21 protein-coding genes and 1 pseudogene are annotated in these 24,764 nt (G+C 66.5%); 12 read left to right on the forward strand and 10 right to left on the reverse strand.

The features are described from left to right. Positions 1-5 precede the first annotated feature (5 nt). On the forward strand, positions 6-1,421 hold the full coding sequence (locus tag SLQ33_RS07730) for a wax ester/triacylglycerol synthase family O-acyltransferase (protein ID WP_319453202.1): 1,416 nt from the start codon (positions 6-8) through the stop codon (positions 1,419-1,421). 6 nt (positions 1,422-1,427) lie between these two features. On the opposite strand, the gene SLQ33_RS07735 is transcribed toward SLQ33_RS07730, so the two are convergent. The 6 genes from SLQ33_RS07735 to SLQ33_RS07760 form a co-directional block, all read right to left on the reverse strand. Then, the gene (locus SLQ33_RS07735) at positions 1,428-3,623 is read right to left on the reverse strand and encodes an EAL domain-containing protein (RefSeq protein WP_319453203.1); all 2,196 of its coding nucleotides are present in this window, start codon (positions 3,621-3,623) and stop codon (positions 1,428-1,430) included. Between the two features lie 374 nt (positions 3,624-3,997). Beyond that, positions 3,998-5,227, reverse strand: a complete 1,230-nt coding sequence (locus SLQ33_RS07740; protein WP_319453287.1) for an alpha/beta hydrolase — start codon at positions 5,225-5,227, stop codon at positions 3,998-4,000. Next, positions 5,217-6,869: an acyl-CoA ligase FadD12 gene (gene fadD12 / locus SLQ33_RS07745; RefSeq protein ID WP_319453204.1), complete on the reverse strand. Its 1,653-nt coding sequence runs from the start codon at positions 6,867-6,869 to the stop codon at positions 5,217-5,219. Before fadD12 ends, SLQ33_RS07740 begins: the two co-directional genes overlap by 11 nt. Before the next feature lie 2 nt (positions 6,870-6,871). Next, on the reverse strand, positions 6,872-7,612 hold the full coding sequence (locus SLQ33_RS07750; protein WP_413467608.1) for a lysophospholipid acyltransferase family protein: 741 nt from the start codon (positions 7,610-7,612) through the stop codon (positions 6,872-6,874). Between the two features lie 152 nt (positions 7,613-7,764). Continuing rightward, complete coding sequence (locus tag SLQ33_RS07755; RefSeq protein WP_319453206.1) at positions 7,765-8,187, reverse strand: hypothetical protein; 423 nt, start codon at positions 8,185-8,187, stop codon at positions 7,765-7,767. Positions 8,188-8,293: 106 nt separating this feature from the next. Further along, positions 8,294-8,629, reverse strand: coding sequence for a hypothetical protein (locus SLQ33_RS07760; protein ID WP_319453207.1), 336 nt, complete (start codon positions 8,627-8,629; stop codon positions 8,294-8,296). A 243-nt stretch (positions 8,630-8,872) separates the two neighbouring features. Here SLQ33_RS07760 and SLQ33_RS07765 point away from each other — a divergent pair, with 243 nt between their 5' ends. Further along, positions 8,873-9,727 (forward strand): arylamine N-acetyltransferase, encoded by an 855-nt coding sequence (locus tag SLQ33_RS07765; protein WP_319453208.1) that lies wholly within the window; start codon positions 8,873-8,875, stop codon positions 9,725-9,727. Here SLQ33_RS07765 and SLQ33_RS07770 read toward each other — a convergent pair whose 3' ends face one another. Further along, on the reverse strand, positions 9,728-10,759 hold the full coding sequence (locus tag SLQ33_RS07770) for an acyl-CoA dehydrogenase family protein (protein WP_319453288.1): 1,032 nt from the start codon (positions 10,757-10,759) through the stop codon (positions 9,728-9,730). Further along, positions 10,754-11,902 (reverse strand): annotated as a pseudogene (locus tag SLQ33_RS07775) (acyl-CoA dehydrogenase family protein); the annotation flags it as partial. The gene SLQ33_RS07770 and the pseudogene SLQ33_RS07775, both read right to left, overlap by 6 nt. A 72-nt stretch (positions 11,903-11,974) precedes the next feature. Between SLQ33_RS07775 and SLQ33_RS07780 the strand changes: the two are divergent. From SLQ33_RS07780 to SLQ33_RS07805, 6 genes are all read left to right on the forward strand, one after another. Further along, positions 11,975-12,889, forward strand: coding sequence for an AraC family transcriptional regulator (locus SLQ33_RS07780; protein ID WP_319453209.1), 915 nt, complete (start codon positions 11,975-11,977; stop codon positions 12,887-12,889). A 1-nt stretch (position 12,890) separates the two neighbouring features. After that, entirely contained in the window at positions 12,891-13,415 is a 525-nt protein-coding gene (locus tag SLQ33_RS07785; RefSeq protein ID WP_319453210.1) for a dihydrofolate reductase family protein, read from the forward strand. 108 nt (positions 13,416-13,523) lie between these two features. After that, complete coding sequence (locus tag SLQ33_RS07790) at positions 13,524-15,122, forward strand: hypothetical protein (RefSeq protein ID WP_319453211.1); 1,599 nt, start codon at positions 13,524-13,526, stop codon at positions 15,120-15,122. A gap of 137 nt (positions 15,123-15,259) precedes the next feature. Then, positions 15,260-16,396, forward strand: coding sequence for a caspase family protein (locus SLQ33_RS07795; RefSeq protein ID WP_319453212.1), 1,137 nt, complete (start codon positions 15,260-15,262; stop codon positions 16,394-16,396). Beyond that, positions 16,393-17,688 carry a hypothetical protein gene (locus SLQ33_RS07800; RefSeq protein WP_319453213.1) on the forward strand — a complete coding sequence of 432 codons (1,296 nt, stop codon included), beginning with the start codon at positions 16,393-16,395 and terminating at the stop codon, positions 17,686-17,688. The genes SLQ33_RS07795 and SLQ33_RS07800 overlap by 4 nt, the downstream gene beginning before the upstream one ends. Beyond that, positions 17,685-18,737, forward strand: a complete 1,053-nt coding sequence (locus SLQ33_RS07805; protein WP_319453214.1) for a ComEC/Rec2 family competence protein — start codon at positions 17,685-17,687, stop codon at positions 18,735-18,737. The genes SLQ33_RS07800 and SLQ33_RS07805 overlap by 4 nt, the downstream gene beginning before the upstream one ends. Positions 18,738-18,748: 11 nt before the next feature. Here the strand turns inward: SLQ33_RS07805 and SLQ33_RS07810 are convergent, their stop codons facing one another. Further along, the gene (locus tag SLQ33_RS07810; protein ID WP_319453215.1) at positions 18,749-19,378 is read right to left on the reverse strand and encodes a TetR/AcrR family transcriptional regulator; all 630 of its coding nucleotides are present in this window, start codon (positions 19,376-19,378) and stop codon (positions 18,749-18,751) included. Continuing rightward, entirely contained in the window at positions 19,378-19,515 is a 138-nt protein-coding gene (locus tag SLQ33_RS07815; RefSeq protein WP_319453216.1) for a hypothetical protein, read from the reverse strand. The genes SLQ33_RS07810 and SLQ33_RS07815 overlap by 1 nt, the downstream gene beginning before the upstream one ends. A gap of 191 nt (positions 19,516-19,706) precedes the next feature. On the opposite strand from SLQ33_RS07815, the gene SLQ33_RS07820 reads away from it, so the two are divergent. The 4 genes from SLQ33_RS07820 to SLQ33_RS07835 are packed head-to-tail and all read left to right on the forward strand — an operon-like array spanning position 19,707 to position 24,736. Then, positions 19,707-20,510 carry a crotonase/enoyl-CoA hydratase family protein gene (locus SLQ33_RS07820; RefSeq protein ID WP_319453217.1) on the forward strand — a complete coding sequence of 268 codons (804 nt, stop codon included), beginning with the start codon at positions 19,707-19,709 and terminating at the stop codon, positions 20,508-20,510. 55 nt (positions 20,511-20,565) lie between these two features. Then, entirely contained in the window at positions 20,566-22,401 is a 1,836-nt protein-coding gene (locus SLQ33_RS07825; RefSeq protein WP_319453218.1) for an acyl-CoA dehydrogenase, read from the forward strand. Between the two features lie 5 nt (positions 22,402-22,406). Beyond that, the gene (locus SLQ33_RS07830; protein ID WP_319453219.1) at positions 22,407-24,194 is read left to right on the forward strand and encodes an acyl-CoA dehydrogenase; all 1,788 of its coding nucleotides are present in this window, start codon (positions 22,407-22,409) and stop codon (positions 24,192-24,194) included. After that, positions 24,194-24,736, forward strand: coding sequence for a hypothetical protein (locus tag SLQ33_RS07835; RefSeq protein WP_319453220.1), 543 nt, complete (start codon positions 24,194-24,196; stop codon positions 24,734-24,736). The genes SLQ33_RS07830 and SLQ33_RS07835 overlap by 1 nt, the downstream gene beginning before the upstream one ends. Positions 24,737-24,764 lie beyond the last annotated feature (28 nt).

A 24,764-nucleotide genomic window follows, 5' to 3' on the forward strand; every position in this document is an offset into this window, starting at 1 on the left:
CAGGTGTGAAGAGGCTCAGCGGCTGGGACGCCGTACTGCTGTACAGCGAGACGCCGACGGTGCACATGCACACCCTGAAGCTTGCGGTCATCGACATCTCCGAGCTCAAGGGCAGGCAGTTCGGCGTCGACGAGTTTCGCCACGTCATCCACGGCAGGCTCCACAAACTCGACCCGTTCCGCTACGAACTCGTCGACATCCCGTTCAAGTTCCACCATCCGATGTGGCGGGAGAACTGCGAGGTCGACCTCGACTACCACGTGCGCGCGTACCGGGTCGACGCGCCAGGTGGCAGGCGGGAACTCGACGATGCCGTCGGCAAGATCGCCAGTACCCCGCTGGACCGCAGCCGCCCGCTGTGGGAGATGTACTTCATCGAGGGTTTGGCCAATGGCCGGATCGCGGTGCTCGGCAAGATCCACCACGCGCTCGCCGATGGCGTGGCGTCGGCGAATCTGCTGGCCCGTGGCATGGACCTGCAGGCCGGCCCCGACGACCGCGACTCCTACGCAACCGATCCCGCGCCCACCCGACCCGAGTTGGTGCGCACCGCGTTCGCCGACCACATGCGCCAGATCGGCAGGCTGCCCGGCGTGATGGGCTACACCGCCAAGGGAATCAACCGGGTGCGCAAGAGCTCCAAGAAGCTGTCGCCTGATCTCACCCGGCCGTTCACCCCGCCGCCGAGCTTCATGAACCACATGGTGGACGGACAACGGAAGTTCGCGACGACGACGCTGGCGCTCGCGGACGTCAAGGAGACGGCCAAGCATCTGAGCGTGACCATCAACGACATGGTGCTTGCGATATCGGCCGGGGCACTGCGAACCTTGTCGCTCAAGTACGACGGCCACGCCGATCACCCGCTGTTGGCTTCCGTCCCAGTGAGTTTCGACTTCTCGCGGGAGCGCATCTCGGGCAACCGCTTCTCGGGCGTCATGATGGTGGTGCCGATTCAGCTCGACGATCCGCTGGCCTGCGTGCAAGCCGTGCACGACGCCGCGGTGGATGCCAAGGAGACCCATCACCTCATGGGCCCGGAACTGGTCAGCCGATGGTCGGCGTACTTTCCACCCGCTCCTGCCGAGGCGTTGTTCCGTTGGCTCGCAGGCAAAGACGGTCAGAACAAGGTGCTGAACCTACCGATCTCCAACGTGCCTGGCCCGCGCGAGCCCGGCCGCGTCGGCGGCGCGCTTGTCACCGAGATCTACTCGGTGGGGCCGCTCACCACGGGCAGCGGGCTCAACATCACGGTGTGGAGCTACGTCGACCAACTCAACGTCTCCGTGCTCTCCGACGGTGCCACGTTGGAGGACTCGCACGAGCTCATCGACGCGATGCGCGATGCATTCATCGAAATCCGGCGTGCTGCAGGACTTTCCGATAAGTTGACCGTCGTCGAAACTGCCATGGCGGAGTAGGCTACGTCAGGCGTGCGCTCGTTGACGTAGTTCGGCGGTGGCCTGTTCGGCGGTCATCGGCCTGCCGAGCAGGAATCCTTGGGCAAGGTCGCATCCGCATGCCTGCAGGGTCTCGAGTTGTTCGACGGTCTCGACTCCCTCACCGACGACGGTGAGATCGAAAGCGCGAGCGAGCATCACAATCGCGACGATGATGGCCTTCGCCCGAGCGGCAGGGAGGTCCTCGATGTACGACTTGTCGATTTTGAAGCACTCGAAGACCGGGTAACGGTTCAGGTAGGAGATGGAGCTGTATCCGCTGCCCAAGTCGTCAAGCGAAATGCCGACCCCCATCTGGTGCAGCGCGGCGAGGGTGCCTGCCACTCGAGCAGTGTCGGCGACCCAGACGGTCTCGGTGATTTCCAGTCCCAACGCCGCGGGGTCGAGTCCCGTCGCCGCCAAAACGGCGGCAACTTTCCCCGCAAACGCGCCGTCTCGCAGCTGTAGCGCGCTGATGTTGACGCGTACGCCTACGTCGGTGAATGTTCGCCACACGGCGGCCTGCGCGCAGGCGGTGCGCAGCGCCCATTCGCCGAGATCGCCCACCAGACCGGTGCGTTCGGCGGCGGCGACGAACTCGATCGGGTCGATCACGCCGAGGGTGGGGTGGGTCCATCGGGCGAGTGCTTCCATGGCCACGATCTCCCTAGTGGCGATGTCGACCAGGGGTTGATACCGCAGATTCAGTTCGTCTCGACCCAGTGCCGCGCGCAGGTCCATGGACAGGCGACGAGTTCGGTCTGCGTCGTACAGGTCGTCCCGATCGAAGATGGCGTGGCCTCCGGTGCCGGTGTCCTTGGCCCGATACATCGCCAGATCGGCGCGGCGGATGAGTTCCTGGCGGGTGGAACTCGGGTCAGAGACGGCGATGCCGATGCTTGCGCTCAGCGGTGTCGGTTCGTATCCCGGCGCGTGCGGGGTGTTGATCGACGCGGTCAGCGCATGCGCCAATTGCTGTGCCTGGTCGATGCCGCTGATGTGTTCGGAAATGATGAGGAATTCGTCGCCGCCAACGCGGGCAACGGTGTCCTGTGGCCGCGCGGCGGCGGCGAGCCGGCCGGAGAACCGCACCAACGCGCGGTCTCCTGCTTCGTGCCCGAGACTGTCGTTGATGATCTTGAAATCATCGATGTCGAGCAGTAGCACCGCCATCGAGGTGTCGTCACGTTCTGCGCGGGCCAGGGCCTGTTCGATGCGTTCATAGGCCAGTGTTCGATTGGGCAGGCCCGTGAGGGGGTCGTGCATGCTGCGCTCGTGGAGCAGCCGGTCGAGGTCGAGTCGACGAATCGCTGCGGAGAGCACACTGGCGACAGTCTGCAGAAAGGACACGTCACGATCGTTGTAGACCCGGTTGTCGTTGCTGTGCACCGACAGCGCACCCCACGGTCCTTCCGCGCCCGGAATCGGTACGCACACGCCGCTGCGGAAGCCGTAGCTGGCCATTGCCGCGGTCGAGAATCGGGTTTCCTTGTCTCGGTCTTCGCAGACAACCACAGTGTTGGTGATCAGCGTGTATCCCATCAGTGACTGGGTGCCGGCTGGCAGGGTGGATGGGCGCGGAAACTGACCCGTGAATCCGAGCAGCGCAATGCTGTCGTCATCGCCCTCGATTGGGCGGGTGATCATCGATCGGTGCACCCCCATCAGCTTCGACGCTGCCATGGTTGCTGCGTCGAGTAGTTGGTCGAGCTCGCCGTCGAGGGCTAATTTGCTCAACTCGGCGACTGCCTGCTGCTCGGCGGCCCGGTATTCCGACGCTTCGACAACGGCTTCCCACTGAAGTTGGTCATGCCGATCACCGCGATCCCGCACGACCGACACGATGACACTCGGCTCACGCGGGCCGCGGTCGACGATGAACGCTGCGATCTCCACCGGGATCGGTTGCTTGGTGACGAAGTGCGTCAACTCGGTGAGCCCGCGCCACTCCCTAGTGCGGCGCAGTGCGAACTTGGCCTCGCCCGCCATTTCGCGCCCGGAGTGGCTCAAAACGTCCGCCATCGACACGGGCTGGTCCACCGGCAGTTCGGCCAACCCGACCAGCGCCAGACCAGCCGGATTGACGTGAAGAATTCGTCCGGACAGCTCACACACGGCGATCATGTCGGTTGACCGATCGAGCACCGAACGCAGAACGCCGATGTCGTTGATCGCGTCGCGCACGGCACCCCCGCTTCTGACTACCCAGCGACGAACCTAGCGCCGCGGTGGCGCCGTCACTAGAGCCCCATCAGGATAGGCGGTGGTAGCTCTCCAGGTGCACGCAATGATCATGCGGCTCCTGGTCGAGGCTCGCCACCCAACGTCGGGTCCCCCTGGCGGCAAAATCAGCATCCCGGCCTCAATGACCTCGACTCGCGGGACCAGTCGATGCCTCAGCGTGCGGTATACGCGGTGAGCGACCCGGATTCAAGTGTCGAGCTGCAGGTAGGGCAAATACCCGAACCTGAGCGAGGCGCCCCGTCGGGTCACCGTGGGAGCGTTCGACCAACCTCAGGTGGTAGATAGCTGGAACTGACCGTCGTCGCGAGAATCGGTCAGCCCCGGGTGGCTTTCACCCAGTCGAGGAAGTGCTGCACGGCGATGGCGGTGAAGTGCCCGTGGGGGGAGCCGAAGAAGTCGAAGGCGTGCTGGGCGTGCGGAATCTCGGAGTAGACGACCGGTTGGTCCGACTTCTCCTCGAGCGCTTCAGCGAACGCGCGCCCCTCGCCCACCGGAATGATCGTGTCGTTCACACCATGGAGCACGAAGAACGGCGGAGCGTCCGGGCGGACCTTCGTGATGGGAGACGCGTCGAGGAACACCTGGCGGTTCTCCTTGAAGCGCTTCTTCACGATGTAGCGCTGCAGGATCGAGATGAACTCGGGGCGTCCGTCGCCCTCGGTGCTGAACCAGTCGTAGCGGCCGTAGATCGGCACCGCCGCGACTACTGAGGTGTCGGCGTCCTCGAACCCGGGCTGCCATTCCGGTTCGTTCGGCGTGAGCGCCGCGAGCGCGGTTAGGTGTCCGCCCGCCGATCCGCCGGTGATGGCCACGAAGTCGGGGTCGCCGCCGTACTCGGCGATGTGCTCCTTGACCCACGCCAGCGCCCGCTTCACGTCGACGATGTGCGCGGGCCAGGTGTTGCGGGGACTGACCCGGTACGCGATCGACACGCAGATCCAGCCACGCTCGGCGAAGTGGCTCAGCAGCGGGTAGGCCTGCGGGCGGCGCATCCCGATCGCCCAGGCCCCGCCGGGAACCTGCAGCAGCACGGGCGCCTTGCCGTCGAGGGGCAGCTCAGCGCGGTGCCAGATGTCGGCGACGTTGGCGCGGTGAGGGCCGTAGCGCACGGTGTCGGCCTTCTTGACGTACGCACGCCGTGTCCATGCCGTGCGGATGACGCCGCCCCGCCGTCGCCGCCGTTCCTGCTCCGCCACCGCCTCGTAGTTCTCGCCCAGCGTCGCGCGCAACGGCTCCTCGAAGTGCGGCCGCGACTGCATGGCGCGTCGATAGACGAATCCGAGCACGCCCCAGCTGAGCACCGTGAGCGCCAGCGCGCTCCGGCCACGCACTCCGGTGAAGTCGCCGCGCAGCCCGCGCCGGGCCGCATCGAGTACCGAGGCGCCGATGACCACCGGAGCCGCCTCGCTGCTCGGCCAGCCGAACGCGAACACCGGCAGCGTGGCGTAGCCCTGCCTGCGCAGCGGCGCGTAGGAGTTGGCCGCGTTGACGAGTTCGGCGGTGGCCCGCAGCAGGGGGTAGCGCCGGCGCGCCCTACGCCCCATCGCCGTCGGCCTGAAGTTCGGCAAGCTCACGCCGAAGGATCTTGCCAGTGCTGCCGCGTGGCAACTCGCCTAGCACGATGATCGACCGCGGCACCTTGTAGTTCGCGAGGTTCTCGCGCACGTGGGCCTTCAATGCGTCTGGCGTCGCCGACGAGCCGTCGGCCAGGACGACGAACGCCGCGAGCCGCTGCCCGTACTGCTCGTCGTCGACGCCGAGCACCGCGGCCTCGGCCACCTCGGGGTGCGCCGCGAGCGTCTTCTCCACCTCGATCGGGTAGACGTTCTCGCCGCCGGAGACGATCATCTCGTCGTCGCGGCCCACCACGAACAGCCGGCCCTCGGCGTCGAGGTATCCGACGTCGCCCGAATGCATGTAACCGTCGTGAAAGGCTTTACCTTTCTCGGCGGCGCCTCCGGTGTAGCCGTCGAACTGGGTGGAGTTGCGCACGTAGATGGTGCCCACCTCGCCGGTCGGCAGCTCGCCGAAGTCGGCGTCGAGGATCCGGACGTCGGTGCCCTCCGCGGGCCGCCCAGCCGTGTCGGGGGCCGCGCGCAGATCCGCCGGGGTGGCCGTCGCGATCATGCCCGCCTCGGTGGCGTTGTAGTTGTTGTAGATGACGTCCCCGAACTGGTCCATGAACGTGGTGACGACGTCGGGCCGCATGCGCGAACCCGAGGCGGCGGCGAAGCGTAACGTCTTGCCGCTGTATCGGTTTCGAACGGCGTCGGGCAGATCCATGATGCGGTCGAACATCACCGGGACGACGCAGAGCCCGGTGGCGCGGTGGGTGTCGATGAGCGCGAGGGTGGCTTCTGGGTCGAACTTGCGGCGGGTGACGACGGTGCACGCCATTGATGCGGCGAACGCCAGCTGGGAGAAGCCCCAGGCGTGGAACATCGGCGCGACGACGACGGTGACCTCCTCGGTGCGCCACGGCGTCCGGTCGAGGATCGCCTTCAACGTCTCGGGTCCGCCGCCAGAGTGCTTGGCGCCCTTGGGTGTTCCGGTGGTGCCCGACGTCAGCAGGATCACCTTGGACTTCTCGCCTACCCGCACGGGTTGCGCGCCGGAGTGTGTGGCGATCATCTGCTCGACGGTGAACTCGTGGCCTCCCGTGTCGGTCCACGCCACGATGCGCACGGACTCCGGGGCGTCGGCCAACGCGCGGTCGACCGTCGGGGTGAACTCCTCGTCGTAGACCACGGCGACTGACTTGCCCGCGCCCTCACGCGAAATCACTTCGGCCAGTGCGGGTCCCGCGAACGACGTGTTGAGCAGCAGCACGTCGGCGCCGATCCGGTTGGACGCGATGAGCGCCTCGACGAAACCGCGATGATTGCGGGCCATGATGGCGACCACGTCGGGCGGTCCGTCGGGCAACGCCTGCAACGCGGCGGCGAAGGCGTCGCTACGCTGGTCGACCTCGCGGAACGTGAGCGCGCCGAGCTCGTCGACGAGGCCGAGGCGGTCGGGGCAGCGCTGTGCGGCGGCGGCGAAACCCGAAGTGATGCCCATGTGTTCGCGTGCCATGGCGGCGGCGATGCGCACGTACTTGTCGGGCCGCAGCGGCGCGATGACGCCTGCCCGCACCATGGTGGTAACCAAGCCGAACGCGCCGGTGAGCCGGTCGGTGAGCTCCATGATCAGCCGAGTACCGGCAGCTTGCGTTCCTTGGCGAGCTCGTCGAGCGCCTGCTGCATGACGTGGCGGACGTGGGCGTCGACCTCGTCGACGTCGGGGTCCTCGCCGAACTCGGCGACGATGTCGATGGGCGGCAGTACCTGGGTGACGATCTTGGTGGGCAGCGGAACGTTCACGGGCAGTACGGCACTGAGTCCGAAGGGGAAGCCGAACGAGATCGGCAGGATCTTCGCGCGGAACAGCTTGTCCAGCCGCAGCGCCTTGGCGACGGCCGTTCCGCGGCTCAGGTACAGCTGGCTTTCCTGTCCGCCGATCGACACCGACGGTACGATTGGCACCCCGGCGTTGAGCGCGGCCCGCACGTAGCCGGTGCGGCCGCCGAAGTCGATGGTGTTCCGCGACGTCGTCGGTCGGTAGACGTCGTAGTCACCGCCGGGGAACACGATGACGACGCCACCTGTGCGCAGCGCCTCGTCGGCGTTCTCGTGGTTGGCGGGGATGAACCCGGTCTTCTTGAAGAAGTCAGACGTGGGCCCGACGAAGATCAGGTCGAAGCCGAGCGTGTAGGCGGGCCGGTCGTAGCCGTACTTCTCGTAGAAGTCGGTCGCGAACACGGGGACGTCCATCGCGAACAATCCGCCCGAGTGGTTGGAGACGACGAGCACGCCTCCCGGCGGGATGTTGTCGAGGCCGCGGACCTCCGCGCGGTGGTAGCCCTTGATCAGCGGGCGGATCAGGCCCATGACCTTCTCGGTCAGGCCCGGATCCCACTTGGTGACTTCCGATGGTTCACGATCGGCGTTGGCCACGGCTCCCCCTAGGCAAAATTGGAACGTGTTCTAGTTTTAGGGTACCGGGGTTGGCGCTGGCTGGGAAATCCCGTGTTCGCCGCGGGCTACTGCGGGCAGACGGCGGCGGACCATTCGTCGATGCGGCCGTTCATCTCGTTGTAGTCCGGGTCGTCGAACTGCACGCCTCCGACCTCGACGAAGTGATCGATCGCCTCTTGAACGTCGGCGGGCGGGTCGAACTTCGAAAGGGCGTCGGCCGCCGGTTGGGCCTCCTCGGCGTTGCCCGCCAGAATCAGGTCGAGCTTGGCGCTGTACAAGTCGGCGCAGGCGCTCGGATCGAGCGTTTCCCCTGGCGCGGCCTCGGTGGAGGGCTCTTCCTCAGTGGTCTCCGCTTCGGACGACTCGCTCTTCGACTCCGACGCTTTGGTCTTTGCCGTCGGCGTGGTGATCACCACCTTGTCGCTGCCGCAGCCAGACAACAGCAGCGCGCCGGCTGCGACTATCGCGACGATCCACCGATGGGACATGCCATTGCTCCTTTACCGGCCGCAGCCTGCGACTTCGGCGGAAATTTAGCAGAGCAAACGTGGACGCATCAAGATATCTGGGAAATTCCTGGGTAAAGTCCAACGCCTAGATCGAGGCGATGAACTCCGAGGTGTAGAACTCGGCGGGTGTTTGCGAGTTTGACGCGGCCCGTTCGACGATGACCCACGCTCCGGTCTTGCCGGACGCCACGGGCCCCTGCAGGGTCACCGACCCCGCGCCGGCACCGTCGGTCGTCAGGCTCCCGGTGATGACGCCGGGGTCGCCTGGCGCGCAGCCGATGGATGCCCGGGGCGACTGGATGACGCGCACGGCGTACGACGTGTTGGGCAGGGCGGTCGCCATGTCGACCTTCGCGACCACGCTGCCGTCACCGGCTGGGCCGACGTAGGCGACGGGTCTGGCGTATCCCGCCGCATCCACCCACTTAGCCTGACTGAAGTCGCAGGCGCGCCACTTGGCCGACAACGGCATCGGGGACGAAGCCGAGGCCACGGGGGGCGTGAGCGACATCGTCGCGGCAATCAGCGCCACTCCAAAGGAAGTAACTTTCGCTAACGACAATTTGGACACGAGTTCAATACTGCCCAACATCGGACGCAGCCGCAGTTGTCGGTGTCACAGATTCCGTGTGAGTTTGACCAAAACCGCGCTTTAGGTCGGAGCATGGGCGACATGACTCAGGTGCCTTCATCGCTCAACCCGACCAACTACTTCACGCGCATCGGATACGACGGCCCGACCGCGCCGACCGAGGAGCTCCTGCACGGGTTGGTCGCCGCGCACGGCCGCACCATCCCGTTCGAGAACCTCGATCCGCTCATGGGTGTACCGGTCGACGACCTCGGGCCCGCGGTGCTCTCCGAGAAGCTCGTCGAACGCCGACGGGGTGGCTACTGCTACGAGCACAACGGGCTCGTCGGCTACGTACTCGACGCGCTGGGTTTCGGCGTCGAGCGGATCTCCGGGCGGGTGGTGTGGATGCTCGGGCCGGATGCTGCGCTGCCCGCGATGACCCACAACGTGCTCGCCGTGACGGTGCCCGACGATGCGGAGCGCTTTCTGGTCGACGTCGGGTTCGGCGGGCAGACGCTGTCGTCACCGATCCGGCTGATCCCTGGGCTCGTACAGCAGACCCGGCACGAGCCGTACCGCATCGTCGACCGCGGCGACGAGCTGGTGCTTGAGACTCAGGTGCGCGAGCAGTGGCTGCCGCTGTACCTGTTCACCACGATCCCTCGGCCCCGCATCGATCTGGAGGTCGGAAGTTGGTATGTGTCAACGCATCCCGCGTCGACGTTCGTGACCGGCCTGAGCGTGGCGCTGGTCACCGACGAGGCCCGATACAACCTGCGCGGCCGAAACCTCGCGATCCACGGCAGGGACGGCAGCGAGAAGATCCGCTTCGAGACCGCGGCCGAAGTGCTCGAGGTGCTCGGGGAGCGCTTCGGCATCGACGTCGACGACCTGGGTGAGCGTAGCGTTGTGGAGGCTAGGGTGGCACAAGTGCTCGACGCCTGACTAAGGCCCGATGACCAACGCCCACGGATCGTCGGCGGCCAGCGCCTGCTCACCGAGCCTGCGCGCGTGGTACCCCGTCGTGCCGAATTCGTCGGCCCAGCTTCGGGCCCGCATCGTCGCCAACCACAGCGGATGCTCCATGGTCACGCCGATCGCCCCGTGAAGCTGGTGCGCGATGGTGCTCACCGGACCGACGGCTCGGCCCACTGCGACCTTCGCCACCGTGATCGCGTAGTCCGCCTGCGGGCTGTCGAAGCCGAAGTCGGCCGCTGCTGCCGTCGCTAAAGCCGCTGCCGCACGGGCCCGTTCGAGCTCACCGGCCATCCCGGCCAGGGAGTGGGCGACGGCCTGGAACGCGATCAGCGGGCGGCCGAACTGCACGCGCTCCCGGGTATGCGCGGCGGTGAGCTCGGTGGCCGCCTCGAACGCGCCGACGATCTGCACGCAGCGGGCCCACGCGCCGCGGCGTACGAGTTCGTCACCGACAGAAGCGGGGAGCGCGACGAGGTCGTTGGCGGCGACGTCGAACGTGATGGACCCGCGGGGTTCGCCGGCCGGGCCGTGGCTCTCGATCACGTCGGGCTCGGAAATCCATGTCACGCAGGTGGACTCGCCGGTGCGGGCGGCGAGCAGCACCGGCCCGCAGCGGGGCCACGGCACACCGGTCGCCGTGCCGACGATTCGACCGCCAGCCGACACGGCATCGGCGAGCGCGACGGTCAGTGGGCCGGAGGTGGGCACGTCGAGTCCGGCGCGCGTCGCCAACCACCCTGCGAGGACGTCGGTTTCGGCCACGGGCACCGCGCCGGCCCAGCGCGCGAGCCCGCCGAGCACGATGGCAGATTCCCGCACACCGGCCCCTTCGGCGGTGGTCAGTCGGCTCAACCCGGTGTCCTCGAGCGTGTGCCACAACTGCGCGTCGAAGGCATTCGGCAGGCCGCGTTGGCCTCCGGATTCGAACGAGCGGCGGCCGACGTCGTCGACGAGCTGGCTCAGTTCGTCGGTCGGCGCGCTCGCAGTGTCGCGCCCCACGTTCTTTGCGACGACGCCGCGCAGCACTTCGTTGGTTCCGCCGCGCAGCGTGAACAGCGGAGAGTGCACGCGCGCCGTGTCGAGCAGATCGCGGAGTCGCCCAGCATCGGGTGACCCCGCGTCGACGTGGTCGATTAGGTCGGCGGCCACCTCGACAGAGTCCTGCTCGAAGCGGGTGCCGAGGTCCTTGACCAGCGCGGCCCGCGACGCGGCGTCGTGCCCGTCCGTGAGTGCACGCGCCACGGATATCGACAGTTGGCGCAGTGAACACATTCGGGCGACGAGGTCGCCCGCCGCGACCGCTGGTGCATCTGCGTCGCCCTGTCGTCCCAGCGTGCGGATCACGTCGAAAAGCATTGTGGCCGTGGACAGGATGCGTTCGGGCCCGCTGCGTTCGAACCCGAGCTCGGAGGTCACCTGGTGCCAGCCGTTGCCGACCTCGCCGAGGACGTCGTCGTCGGTTAACGCGACGCCGTCGTAGAGCACCTCGTTGAAGTGGTGCTCACCGTTCATCAGGAGGATCGGGCTCACCGTCACCCCCGCGGCGTCGGTCGGCACGATGAACTGGCTGAAGCCGGCGTGACGATGATCGGGATCGAGCGGGCTGGTCCGGGCCAGCACGACGACCTGATGGGCGAGGTGCGCCCCGCTGGTCCACACCTTCGTCCCGGACAAGCGCCATCCGTCGTCGACTCTGGTGGCGCGGGTCGCCACGGCGGCGAGATCGGAGCCCGCACCGTGTTCGCTCATCCCGATCGCCGAGTACAGGCGGCCCTCGGCGATGAGGGGCAGCAGCCGACGGCGCTGCGCCTCGGTGCCGTACGCGAGCAGCGCGGGCGCCACCTGGCGGTCGGCGATCCAGTGCGCGCCCACCGGCGCGCCGTGAACCAACAACTCCTCTGTCACCACGTAGCGGTGCAGGTAGCCAAGGCCGCGGCCGCCGTACTCGGTGGGGATGGTCAGGCCGACGAAGCCGGCGTCGGCGAGCCGGATGCTGAAGTCGGCGTCCCACCGCGAGAGCCAGCAGTCGACCGCGGGCGCCCAGCCATGCCGGTCGCGATCGGTCGCCAGGAAGGCCCGGATGGCCGATCGGAGATCGGCCAGCTCGGCGTCGTTGGCGCGCAGCGAGTCGTATTCGGTCACTGGGCAGCTGAGTGTAGTGAGCGCAGGAATCGTCATGTTCCTTGGCACGCGTTGAAGCGATACTCGATCACTGTGAGCGATCAACCAAGCGCACCGCGGCGGGACCGCCTGCGGGAGCTACTCGATGCGGTCGTCGCCGCCGACAACTCCGACGTCGCCGACATGGCGCGCAGCAGTTTCGCCTCCGAGTTCCACTTCTCGCGCCAGGTCAGCCGGCTCACCGGGGAACCGCCCGCCGCGCTGCGTCGCCGCGTGATGCTCGAGCGGGCGGCCCGGCGGCTGCAGGGCGGTCAGGGTGTCGCCGCCGTCGCCGCGGACGAGGGCTGGTCGTCACCCGAGGTGTTCTCCCGTGCGTTCCGGCGCGCGTACGGCGTCCCGCCGTCCCAGGCCGCCGACGTCGACTTCTGGTTGGACGCACCGAACGGTCTGCACTTCCATCCGCCGGAGTCCTTGTGGTTGCGGCAGGAGGGCGACGGTACGCCGCCGGACGTCTCCCAGCTGATGGTGGCCCACGACGTCGCCGACACCGCCTACCTCATCGACCAAGCCGCATTGCTCACTGAAGAGCAATGGGCACAACCGATCTCACCCGGACAGATAGTGCTGGAGTGGGACGGCGAGGAGCCTAGCGTCGGTGCGGTGCTCGGCGCGGTCGTGTGGTCCAAGCAGGTGTGGCTGGCCAGCATCGAGGGTCGGGACCAACCCGAGCTTGGCGGTGTTCGCGAGGCGGCCCAACTGGCCGACGACCACCGCGCCGTCGCGGCCAGCTGGACCGCGATGATCACCGACCACACCGAGCAGGGCCGGCTGGGCGACACCGTCATCGACGCGTTGTGCGACCCGCCCGAGTCGTTTCAGTTGTACGGGATCGTCGCCCACGTACTCACGTTTTCGGCGCATCGGCGGGAACTGGTTCGCACCATGCTTGCCCGCCACGGTGTGCACCCCAAACGGGGCGACCCGCTGGATTGGATGAGAGGAAATTGAAATGGCCTGTGTGTATTTCACCGCGTCGAGCTTGGACGGATTCATCGTCGACGAGGCCGACAGTCTGGATTGGTTGATATCCCGCGACGTGGACGCCGATGGGCAGTTCGGCTACCAGGCGTTCGTGAAATCCGTTGGCGCACTGGTAATGGGCTCGGCGACGTACGAGTGGATCGTGGCGAACCAGCCGGGTGACTGGATGTACGAGCAGCCGAGTTGGGTGCTGACCAGCCGCCCGCAGCTCATCGCCGACGGGCATCCGGTGCACACGTTTCACGGTGACGTCGCGGAGCTCCAGCCCAAACTGATCGAGGCGGCCGATGGCAAGGACGTTTGGCTCGTCGGGGGCGGCGACGTGGCGGCGCAGTTCGTGGCGGCCGGACTGGTCGACGAGATGATCGTGACGTACGCGCCGTGCTCGCTGGGCAAGGGCGCGCGGGTGCTACCGGTTCGGTCGGAGTGGAAGCTCACCGAGGTCGGGCGCAACGGGGACTTCGTGTGCGCGCGTTGGGCGAAGGCTGCCTAGCGGTCGACGGGAGCGGAGTTGCCGCCATCCCGTTCGTTCGGCTGCACGGCCGACGCCTGCACTGACATGATCGGGCTGGGGGTTGGATCGCCGATCTAGGGGGAGAGCGTGGCAAACCGTCCGACGGGTGGGAACGATGACGAGAAGCCGGTCCGCCAAGCCGTCGTAGTCGTGCATGGCATGGGCTCACAGGAGCCCGGACAAACTCTCTTCGGCTTCGTCAAGACCGCGCTGTCGCCCGTGCCGGGTGACCGACCGTGGCGTTACTACTCGCGTCCGGCAGAGATCACTCAGTCCTACGAGGCCCGCCGGTGCATCGCGCCGCAACTAAACGGAACCCCCCCACCGCAAGAGCACACCGAGATATTCGAATACCACTGGTCGTACTTGATGACCGGTAACCGGTTTGGGGACCTAGTGCCCACGACGGCGCGACTGCTACTGCGCCGGCGGGCCGGGGTTCCCGATGGCCTCTACGGCGCGTGGCGACTGCTGTGGTGGATCTTGGCCGGAGTGGTCCTGTTGGTGCTGATACTGCTTGCCCTGGTACTGCTCCTGGTTCCCGACAACGTGACCAAGGTGATCGGTGCGGTACTAACGAGCGGTGTCGTTGTCGGTGCTGCGACGCTCGGCGTTGGCTGGGTCGGTAACAAAGTCGCCTCTTCCTTCGTCGACGTCACCCGCTATCTGGACAAGTCGCCGCGGTCCTACTCCGCGCGCCGAGCAATCCGCGGCGGCCTGGTCGATCTTTTGCAGCGGATACACGACGAGGGCTATGACCGCATCGTCGTGGTAGCGCACAGCCTGGGGGGCTACATCGCCTACGACGCACTGACCTCGCTGTGGGCGCAGATGCACGGACTAAACGCTGGCGCGGTACCCGATCCCCCGAGGCCGGGCGACCCAGCCCTGGCCGGCCTCGAGGACCTCGAACAACATTGCGACGTACTGCTGGCTCCGCTTCGTGCTCGGGAAAGCGCGGGTGACGCCAGCACCACGGCGTCCTTGCCGTTTGCGGCCGACGCCGACGACACGGGGACTCGTCCGGACGTTGTCGAGTACCAGCGCTTGCAGTTCGAACTGTGGAAAGGACTTCGGCGCCAAGGCAATCCGTGGCGCGTCACTGACTTCCTCACCGTCGGCACGCCAATGACATTCGCAGATCTGCTGATGACCACGGCCAAATGGCGCGATGGTTTCGGCAAACCCGACGGGCGCAAGGCCAGTTGCTCGATGTTCGGCGACATGACCCGTCGGGGAGATCTGGTGCGGTGCCCGCCACGCGGCGAGACCCGAACGGTTGAAGATGTTCGCGAGCCGGCCCACGTCCACTACGGCCGGAGTCGAGCGCCTGGTCTGCAAGTCCTCGGCTCGCAATCAGTGTTCGGACCGGTGAGATGGACCAACGTCTGGTTTCCGGTAGTCCGCGGCAGCGTGCGCGGTGACTGGTTCGGCGGCCCACTCCGTCCGCTGTTCGGACCGGGTATCCGTGACATCCGGATCGACGGCAACTTGGACAGGCGCTTGACTCCGGCGCTCGCCCACACGTACTACTTCACGTTCGAGAACGACAATAGTGAGGGATCCATCGCACGTACCGTGCGAGATACGTTGGCCTTGAGGGACTCCTACGATTCGCTCGTCGAGCTGCGGCAGTCGGCCCTTCCGACGGATCCAAGTACCGGCGGTCCCGTGATCGAGAGTTGAGCGTTGGCTGACCTGGAAGTGGCCGTCAATCAACATCGACACGAATTCGTGGGATCCCATGGTTCATTTCGACGTGAACAGGTTCTGTCACGGACGATGCGCGTATTCTCCGGAATGGGACTGTGGGGGGTCACGAAATGCCCGATAACCAGGAGCTCGTGTTCGATGCGGGGCCGGTGAGCCCCGGCACCCATGCGCTCGTCATCGGCGTCGGCGACTACCCGCACCTGATCGGCGGCAGTGAACCGACCAGCCCCCACGCCGACGGAATGCAGCAGCTGACGTCACCACCGGTTTCTGCGCGCGAATTCGCCGACTGGTTGCGTGCGGAGTACCAATGCACTGGAAGGCCATTGGCGAGTCTCGCCTTCCTGCTCAGTGAGCCCGGACAGGCACAGGATGTCCCACTCGCGAATTCGACCAACGTGGTCGAGGCCGTTCGGGAGTGGAAACGGCGCGCTGCAGCGGACCCCGCGAATCGCCTGATCTTCTTCTTTTGCGGCCACGGTGTTTCGCAAGGCGAAGACATGGCCCTGCTGTTGTCCGATTTCGGTGCCGACGACGACAACCCCCTCAACGGTGCATTGGACTTCCGGCAGCTGGTCGGCGGGCTCAAGAAATGCGCAGCCAGCGAGCAGGTGTTCTTCGTCGACGCCTGCCGAGCCAGCAGCGACATGATGATCGAGCGTGCGGAAGGCTTCGCGGGAGTGGTGCCGCTGCTTCCAGGAACCCGGCCACCTGAGTTCGGCCCGCAAGCCCCGGTGACGTACTACGCGACGTTGACCGGGGCGCGTTCGCACGGGCGCCCCAATGCGGCGAGCCTCTTCACCGCGGCACTACTGAAGAGCCTGCGCGGTGCCGGCAGCGATGAGCATCAAGACGGTGAGTGGAGCGTGCTCACCGGGCGCCTGCAAGACGCGCTCAACGACTTTCTGAAGGAGCCGAGTTTCGCGGGTCGGTTGACCCTCGCGCAGGTGCCAGTGGCCAACAACCTCACGTCCTACGAATTGCACCGACTGCGTGGCCTGCCGTCGGTACCGGTCTACGTAGGGTGCGAGACGCCCGATGAGAACGCGCAAGCAAAGTTCATCTGCCGCACCGGCGGCGTCGAGAAGGAAGTACGCGAACCCGACGGGAACGACGGTCAGTGGGTGCTCGAACTTCCCTTTGGCGATTACGAATTCGAGGCGATCGTGACCCCCACCGACATCCGAACCAAGAGCCAGACGGTGCGGCCTATTAGCCGTCGGCTCACGCTGGTGGCACCGCAATGAGCACGCTCGAGGTGAGGGTCAACGCCCAGGCGGTCGAAGACGGCACCGTCGGCGGCGCGCAGCTCGCTGGCAACATCTACTCCGTCGAGGGAGTAGCACGATCTCGCCGCGACGTAGTCCTGCCCATCGGCGAACACGTCACTCCGGCGACATTCGTCGTCGATCCTGGTCGCTACGTCGTAGAGGCGGCACTGCCGTCCGGGCGCCTCCTTTCGCATGAGGTGGTCGTCGCAGAGGGTCAAACGGTCCCCGTCGAATTCGACGCCACCGATTCGCCAAGTGCAGACCTCTCATGGCAGTACATCGTTGGCAATGTGGAAAGCGCGGATATCTACACCGCGGAGACCGCGGTTCCGGTGCCGCGGTCACGGGGTGCACAGACGACTCTTCCTGGGCTGGTCGCAGACCAGGTCGCCGGCGCACTCGCCTTGCCAGGTGTGTGGTGTACCGGCGACGCCGATCAGGGGATCGGGTTCGCGGAGCTGCTCGAGGTTGCCGAAGGTCAAGCCGAACGGGTATTCGATTCCTTCACGTCGGCGAGTTGGGTGGACAAGCACGAAGACATCGAGCCGGTGGCGGGGGACGACGGTTTGGTGCTGTTTCGGTTCAACAGCAACACCTTTCCGGGATTGTCTGCCTACGCCACCGGCGGACGACGATTCCTACTCGTCACGTCGATCGTCGGACGATTCGTCGTCACCGTGCCCGTGCCGTGGATGGACGTACGCAGCGCTACGGAAGTCACGGTCGAGGTGCTGGTGAACGGCCGGCAGAGTCCGTTCGGGAACCCCGTCGCGGTAGCCGTGCCCGACCCGACCCTCGGCGCTGGCCTCGGGTACTTGGCCAACGGCGCTTTGGCGCGCGCCGCGACTGTGTTCGGCGACGTCGAAGGGATGCTGTTCGACAAGATGCTGAATCCGCTCGGAGCCGCTGCTGGTGGCTACGTGCTCGTCGGCACCGACACGGCCCAACAACGCACGTATTGGGACGAGTGGATCGACAATCTCGACTCGCGGTTCCCGTCGATGAGTGATGGGGCCATCCTGCGGGCCATCAGAAAGCTCCGAATGGCGCAGAGCGCCGAGGACCTGAACGCGGCCCGCGATGCGCTGATACGTGCATTTCGGCGTGGGGTGCCGATCTTCACGTTGGGGCTCAGCTGGCTCATCGACGGATTGTCGGAATTCCCAGACGACGAGTGCCGCGCCGCACTGAAGCAGGTGCGTCGACTCTCGTGGCGCGTCGACATGCGTGAACCATTCGTCATCATAAGGACAGGACCGACGAAATGATCGAACTACAGATGCTGCCCGGTATAGAGGGCGACTGCTTGCTGCTGTCGTACGGCGACCAAGCCCGGACGCGCCGGGTGATGATCGATGGCGGACGCAAAGCGACCTATCCACTGATCAAACAGTCGCTCAAGGACATTGGCGGCGAGGCGATCGACGTCCTGGTGATCACCCACGTCGACCAGGACCACATACTCGGCGTCCTCGCGCTGTTCGACGACCCGGAGTCGCCCGTCGAGTTCTCCGATGTCTGGTTCAACGGTTTCGACCATCTCAACGACAACCAACTCGAGCAATTTGGCCCTGCTGACGGCGAGCTTCTCACCACGCTCCTCGTCGAACGGAAGTTGCCCTGGAACAAGGCCTTCGATGGTCGTGCGATCGAGGTGGGCCGCGCCCAGCAGCCGTTCGACCCCGAAGCCACGTTCGACATCGTGGCACCGGACCGAGCGCTGCTGGAGAACCTGATCCCCAAGTGGCAAACCGAATGCGCCAAGGAGGGCCTGATCCCAGGCGTTGACCCCGTGGACGAACCGCCGGACGGCTTCGAGCGCTTCGGCGCACTGGACGTTGCGGCGGTGCGAGAACTAGCGGCGACGCCGTTCGAGCCGGACACTTCCCCGACGAACAAGACCAGCATCAGCTTTCTCTTCGAGTACGACGGAACCCGGATTCTCTTCACCGGTGACGGTGACGTTCCATGCCTCATCGCTTCGCTTCAACCGATTGCAGTGCAAGAGGGCGGTCGAGTGCGCATCGAGGCCCTGAAGGTCCCTCACCACGGCAGCGATCACAACATCTCGCGAGAGCTCTTGGAGCTCATCGATTGTCGGCGCTATCTCATCTCGACGAACGGCTCCCGGCACAACCATCCCGATGACATTGCGATAGCGCGGATCCTGGAATTCGGCGGTCCAGGAAAGGAACTGGTCTTCAACTACGCCTCGCGTGCCGCACTTTGGCGCAACGCGACTCTGCAGGCCGAATTCGACTACACCGTCACCGGACCAGTCGACGGCGCCGACGGGTTCGTGCTTGTCCCCTTTTGAGGTTTCAGTCGCTAGCGGCTGACGGAAGGCAGGCCGTTGCGGCGCACGAACTCCCTTGACTTGATGAGGAATTCGAGTTGACCGGCGACGTCGCGCAGCGGTCCGACGGTACGTGTGGAACGGCATAGCACGACCGCTCCCTCGAGTGAGGCGATGCACATCACCGCAAGCGACCCGGCTTCGGCCTCGTCGAACCCGTCGGCGACGAACGCCCGGCTCAGCGCGGCCCGCCACCGGTCGAGGAGCTGGCCTGCGACGGCGGTCAGTTCGGGATCGTCGTCGGACGAGCCGATCGCGGCGGCGACCACCGGGCAACCAGCGGTGAATCCGCTGTCGGCCAGGGTGCGTTCCCAGAACTCGACGAACTCGACCACGAGCGAGAGCGCGCCATATTCCACCGCGTCGTCGATCAGTGTGGTGATCGAGTCGCCCGCGAACTGCAGGGCCTCGGTGAGGAGTTGATTCCGTCCTTCGGGAAAGTGGTAGTACACCGAACCGCGCGGAGCGCCGCTGCGGGTGAGTATCTCGTCGATCGTGACGCCGGCGGCACCGCGCTCGCGCAGCACCTCGGCGGCGCTGAGCAGCATCTTGTGCCGGGTGGAGCCGCGCTTGTTGGCGGGCTTGATGGCCGATTCCGGCATCAGGCGGCGGCTCGCGGGCGGCGCAGCTGCGAGAGCCGCGCTTGCACCGCGCGCGAGCGGTCCTTCAGGGCCTCGCGGCGATCGTGCACTCGGTGCGTGAATCTGCGACCGAGGATGTTGACCTCAACGATCCACATGGCGCCTCCTACCTATGTAATCGACCATAGAACTCGCAACACACTTAATCAAGCTATGTATTCCCGGTCACACCAAATTGATCGGTAACTAGCTGGTGAACGCCCATGGCACCGGCTGACCGTGCACCGGACCGCGCGAGCGAAAATTATGGTATGTTGCATAATTGTGTGTGCGGGCGTTCACTGCCTTCATGGCCACCACCCCCGATCCCACGCTGGACACCGTCACGCTCGAACGCGACGGATTCGTGCTCGTCATGGGCCTCAACCGGCCAGCGAAGCGCAACGCCTTCACCATCGCGATGCTGCAGGACCTCGCGCGCGCCTATGCCTTGCTCGAGCGCGACGACACGCTGCGGGCCGGCGTGCTCGTCGCCCACGGCAAGCACTTCACGGCGGGCCTCGACCTCGTCGACGTCGGCCCCTACATCGCCGAGGGCCGTGACCCGTTCCCCGAGGACGGCCGCGACCCATGGCGACTCGACGGTCCATGGACCAAGCCAGTCGTCGCCGCGGCGCAGGGGCGCTGTCTCACCCTCGGAATCGAACTACTGCTGGCCGCCGACATCCGGGTCGCCGCCGCCGACACGCGATTCGCCCAACTCGAGGTGCTGCGCGGCATCTTCCCGTTCGGCGGCGCCACGATCCGGTTGCCGCGCCAGGCCGGCTGGGGCAATGCGATGCGCTGGCTGCTCACCGGCGACGAGTTCGGCGCGGAGGAAGCGCTGCGGATCGGCCTCGTCCAGGAAGTCGCGCCCGACGCCGATACGGCGCAAGCCAGGGCCAGAGAGCTCGCGCACACCATCGCAGACCGGGCCGCTCCGCTGGGCGTTCAGGCGATCCTGGCGTCGGCGCACCTGGCCGCTTCCGACGGTGACACGGCTGCGATCGCCGCCCTTCGACCAGAGGTCACCCGCCTTTTCGGGACCGCCGACGCGGCGGAAGGCATGCAGTCCTTCATCGAGCGTCGTCCCGCCCGTTTTGCTGGTTACTGACTGGTAGTCGGAGCTAGGCTCGGGGCGCAGTCCAGATGGGTGAAAGGCGCGCCACATGGGTCACTACAAGAGCAACGTGCGTGATCTCGAATTCAACCTCTTCGAGGTGCTCGACCTGGAAAAAATCCTGGCCACTGGGGAGTTCGGCGACCTCGACGGCGAGTCGGTCCGCGAGCTGCTCGCCGAGGCGTCCCGGCAGGCCGAGGTGACGCTCGCGGAGACGTTCGCCGAAAGTGACCGCCACCCGCCAACGTTCGACCCCGACACGCACACCGTCACGTTGCCCGAACCGTTCAAGAAGTCGTTCCGCGACTGGCAGCAGGGCGAGTGGTTCCGCGTCGGGCTGTCCGAGGAGGTCGGCGGCATGCCCGCGCCTGCGATGGTGACCTGGGCCGTCAACGAGTTCCCGCTCGGTGCCCAACCAGCGGCGTTCATGTACCTCGCCGGTCCGGTGCTCGCGAACATCCTGTACCACATCGGCAACGAGCAGCAGAAGCGTTGGGCCGCAATGGCGATCGACCGCAATTGGGGCGCGACGATGGTGCTCACCGAACCCGACGCCGGGTCGGACGTCGGCGCGGGGCGCACCCAGGCCACGCAGCAGGCCGACGGCACCTGGCACCTCGACGGCGTCAAGCGATTCATCACCAGCGGCGACTCAGACGACCTGTTCGAGAACATCATTCACATGGTGCTGGCGCGGCCCGAAGGGGCAGGCCCTGGCACCAAGGGACTCAGCCTCTTCCTAGTGCCCAAGTTCCTGCTCGACCCCGAGACGGGGGCGCCAGGAGCACGCAACGGCGTCTTCGTCACCGGACTGGAGCACAAGATGGGGCTGAAGGTGTCCGCGACGTGCGAGCTGACGTTCGGCCAGCACGGCACGCCGGCCGTCGGATGGCTCGTCGGTGACGTTCACCGCGGGATCGTGCAGATGTTCAAGATCATCGAGTACGCCCGAATGATGGTGGGCACCAAGGCGATCAGCACGCTGTCGACCGGCTACCTCAACGCGCTCGAGTACGCCAAGACCCGGGTCCAGGGCGCCGACATGACCCAGATGACCGACAAGGCCGCACCGCGGGTCACCATCCTGCACCACCCCGACGTCCGGCGGGCCCTGCTGGTTCAGAAGTCCTACGCCGAGGGGCTGCGCGCGCTGTACCTCTACACGGCCGCCCACCAGGACCCCGCCGCCGCGGCCGTCGTGTCGGGCGCCGACGAGTCGATGGCCGAGCGCGTCAACGACCTGCTGCTGCCGATCGTCAAGGGCGTCGGATCCGAACGGGCGTATCAGTGTCTGACGGAGTCGCTGCAGACCTTCGGCGGTTCGGGCTTCCTTCAGGACTACCCGATCGAGCAGTACATCCGCGACGCCAAGATCGACTCGCTCTACGAGGGCACCACGGCGATTCAGGCGCAGGACTTCTTCTTTCGCAAGATCGCCCGCGACCAGGGCGCCGCGCTTGGCCACGTCGCCGGCCAGATCCAGGCCTTCCTGGACGGCGAGTCGGCCCGGCCCGAACTCGCCGACTGCCGAGCGCTGCTCGCCACGGCGCTCGCCGACCTGCAGGCGATGCTCGTCGCCATGACCGGATATCTGATGGGGTCTCAGCAGGATGCGCGCGAACTGTATCGGGTTGGGCTCGAGTCGGTCCGCTTCCTGCTGGCCGTCGGTGACGTGCTGATCGGGTGGATGCTGCTGCAGCACGCCGAGCTCGCGCTCGCCGCACTCGACACCGACACGGCCGAGAAGGACCGCGCCTACTACGCCGGAAAGGTCGCCACGGCAAGGTTCTTCGCGGAATCGGTGCTCCCGCGGCTGTCCTCCGATCGCAAGGTCGTCGAATCCGTCGGCCTCGGTGCGATGGACCTTGCCGAGGAGTCGTTCTAGGCGTCGTGGGCCACTACAAGAGCAATCTGCGGGATCTCGAGTTCAACCTCTTCGAAGTGCTGCACCTCGACGAGGTGCTTGCTACGGGGGAGTTCGGTGGACTCAATGGGGACGCGGTGCGGACCCTGTTGTCGGATGGCGCCGCCGAGGCCGAGGGTCCGCTGGCCGAGGGCTTCTTCGACGGTGATCGCAACCCGCCGACATTCGACGCGGACACCCATTCGGTGACGCTTCCGGAGCCGTTCAAGGAGTCGGTCCGCGCGTGGCAGCGCGGCGGATGGCTGCGCTACGGGCTGTCCGCAGGCATCGGCGGGACTCCTGCGCCGGCGATGGTGCGGTGGTCGATCAACGAATTCCTCGTTGGCGGCCAGCCCGCGGCCTTCTTCTACCTGGACGGCCCACCCATGATGGACGTGCTCTACCGCGAAGGCAATGAGCAGCAACGGCATTGGGCCGCGCTCGCCGTCGAGCGCAACTGGGGTGCCACGATGGTGCTCACCGAGCCCGACGCGGGCTCGGACGTCGGCGCGGGGCGTACCAAGGCGGTTCCGCAACCCGACGGCACCTGGCATCTGGATGGCGTGAAGCGGTTCATCACCTCCGGCGACTGCGACGACTTGTTCGAGAACATCGCGCACCTGGTCCTCGCCCGACCCGTCGGTGCCGTCCCTGGCACCAAGGGGCTCAGCCTGTTCCTGGTGCCCAAGTTCCTGCCCGATCCCGAGACCGCCGCCCCCGGCCCGCGCAACGGCGTCTTCGCCACCGGGCTCGAACACAAGATGGGGCTGACGGCTTCGGCCACCTGTGAGCTGACGTTCGGGCAGCATGGGCAGCCCGCGGTCGGGTACCTCGTCGGCGACGTGCACAACGGCATCGTGCAGATGTTCAAGGTCATGGAGTTCGCCCGAATGGCCGTGGGCTCCAAGGCGATCGCGACGCTGTCGACGGGCTACCTCAATGCGCTGGAGCATGCGAAGGCGCGCGAAGCGGGCCTCGTCGACCCCGACGTGCGCCGGTCGCTGATGACGCAGAAGGCGTACGCGGAGGGCATGCGGGCGCTGTACCTCTACACCGCCGCACACCAGGACCCGGTCGCGGCGATGATCGTGTCCGGTGCCGACGCCGGTATGGCCGCCCGGGTCAACGACCTGCTGCTCCCGATCGTCAAGGGCATGGGATCCGAACGGTCCTACCAGTTCCTGGCCGAGTCGGTGCAGGTCCTCGGCGACTCCGGCTATCTCAAGGATCATCCGCTCGAGCAGTACGTCCGCGACGCCAAGATCGACTCGCTGTACGAGGGCACCACCGCGATCCAGGCGCAGGACCTCATCTTCCGGAAGATCCTGCGCGACAAGGGCGAAGCGCTCGGCCACGTCACCGCGCAGCTCACGGCGTTCCTCGAGGCACCCGATGCGCGAACGGAACTCACCGCGGGTCGCGCTCGACTGGCGGCGGCGCTGGCCGACGTCGAGGCGATGGTCGACGCGCTGGCCGGCTACTACACCCGATCACGCGCCGAACCCACCGAGGTCTACCGCATCGGCCTGAGCTCGGTGCCGTTCCTGCTGGCGGCAGGCGACCTGCTCATCGGCTGGCTGCTGCTGTGGCACGCCGAGCTCGCGCTCATCGCGATGGATGCCGGACCGTCCGAGCGCGACGCGGCCTTCTACCGCGGCAAAGTCGCGGCAGCGAACTTCTTCGCCCACAACGTGTTACCGCGGCTGTCCGCTGAGCGCCGGATCATCGAGCGCGTCGACCTGGGTGCGATGGAGCTCGCCGAGTCGGGCTTCTGATGCGGTTCACGCTCGCGACGATCGCCTGCGCGCTCGCACTGACGGGGGTGGCTTGCACGACAACCGCTACCCACGAAGCGTCTTCGCGCCCGGAGTCGACGACTCCGCCGACCATCGCCTTGAGCCGGCTGCCGGTGTCGCCGTTCTTGCCACCTTCGGTAGTGGTCCGGGGTTCGTTGGAGATGATCGGATACATGACCAGCCCTGGGCCGGACGGCGGTCTCGTTGCGACCGTGTACCTCTGGGCACCGGAGGTGACGTCGAAGGCGCCGGAGGACGATCCGGGTGCATCGCCCCCGTGCGAGCTCGCGCCGAGGGTTACCGGTGCTGGCACCGATCACGTGGTCGTCGACGTCGACCTCGTCTGGACGCCGAACACGTCGAAGAGCGTGCTCATGAATGGCGACTGCCGCGCCGACGGCGGCAAGCATCCGGTCCGGCGCTCGTACGTCGTGGGGCCGGTGTCGTCGTCGGCGAGGTTGTTCACCAGCAAGCCGGAAGCGGACACGCCGCTGCCCAGACTGGCTGAGCCGCCGGGCTAGCACGCTATCTAAACAAACGTCGAGACTG

It is taken from the genome of Mycobacterium sp. RTGN6 (genome assembly GCF_033804605.1).
GTDB lineage: Bacteria > Actinomycetota > Actinomycetes > Mycobacteriales > Mycobacteriaceae > Mycobacterium.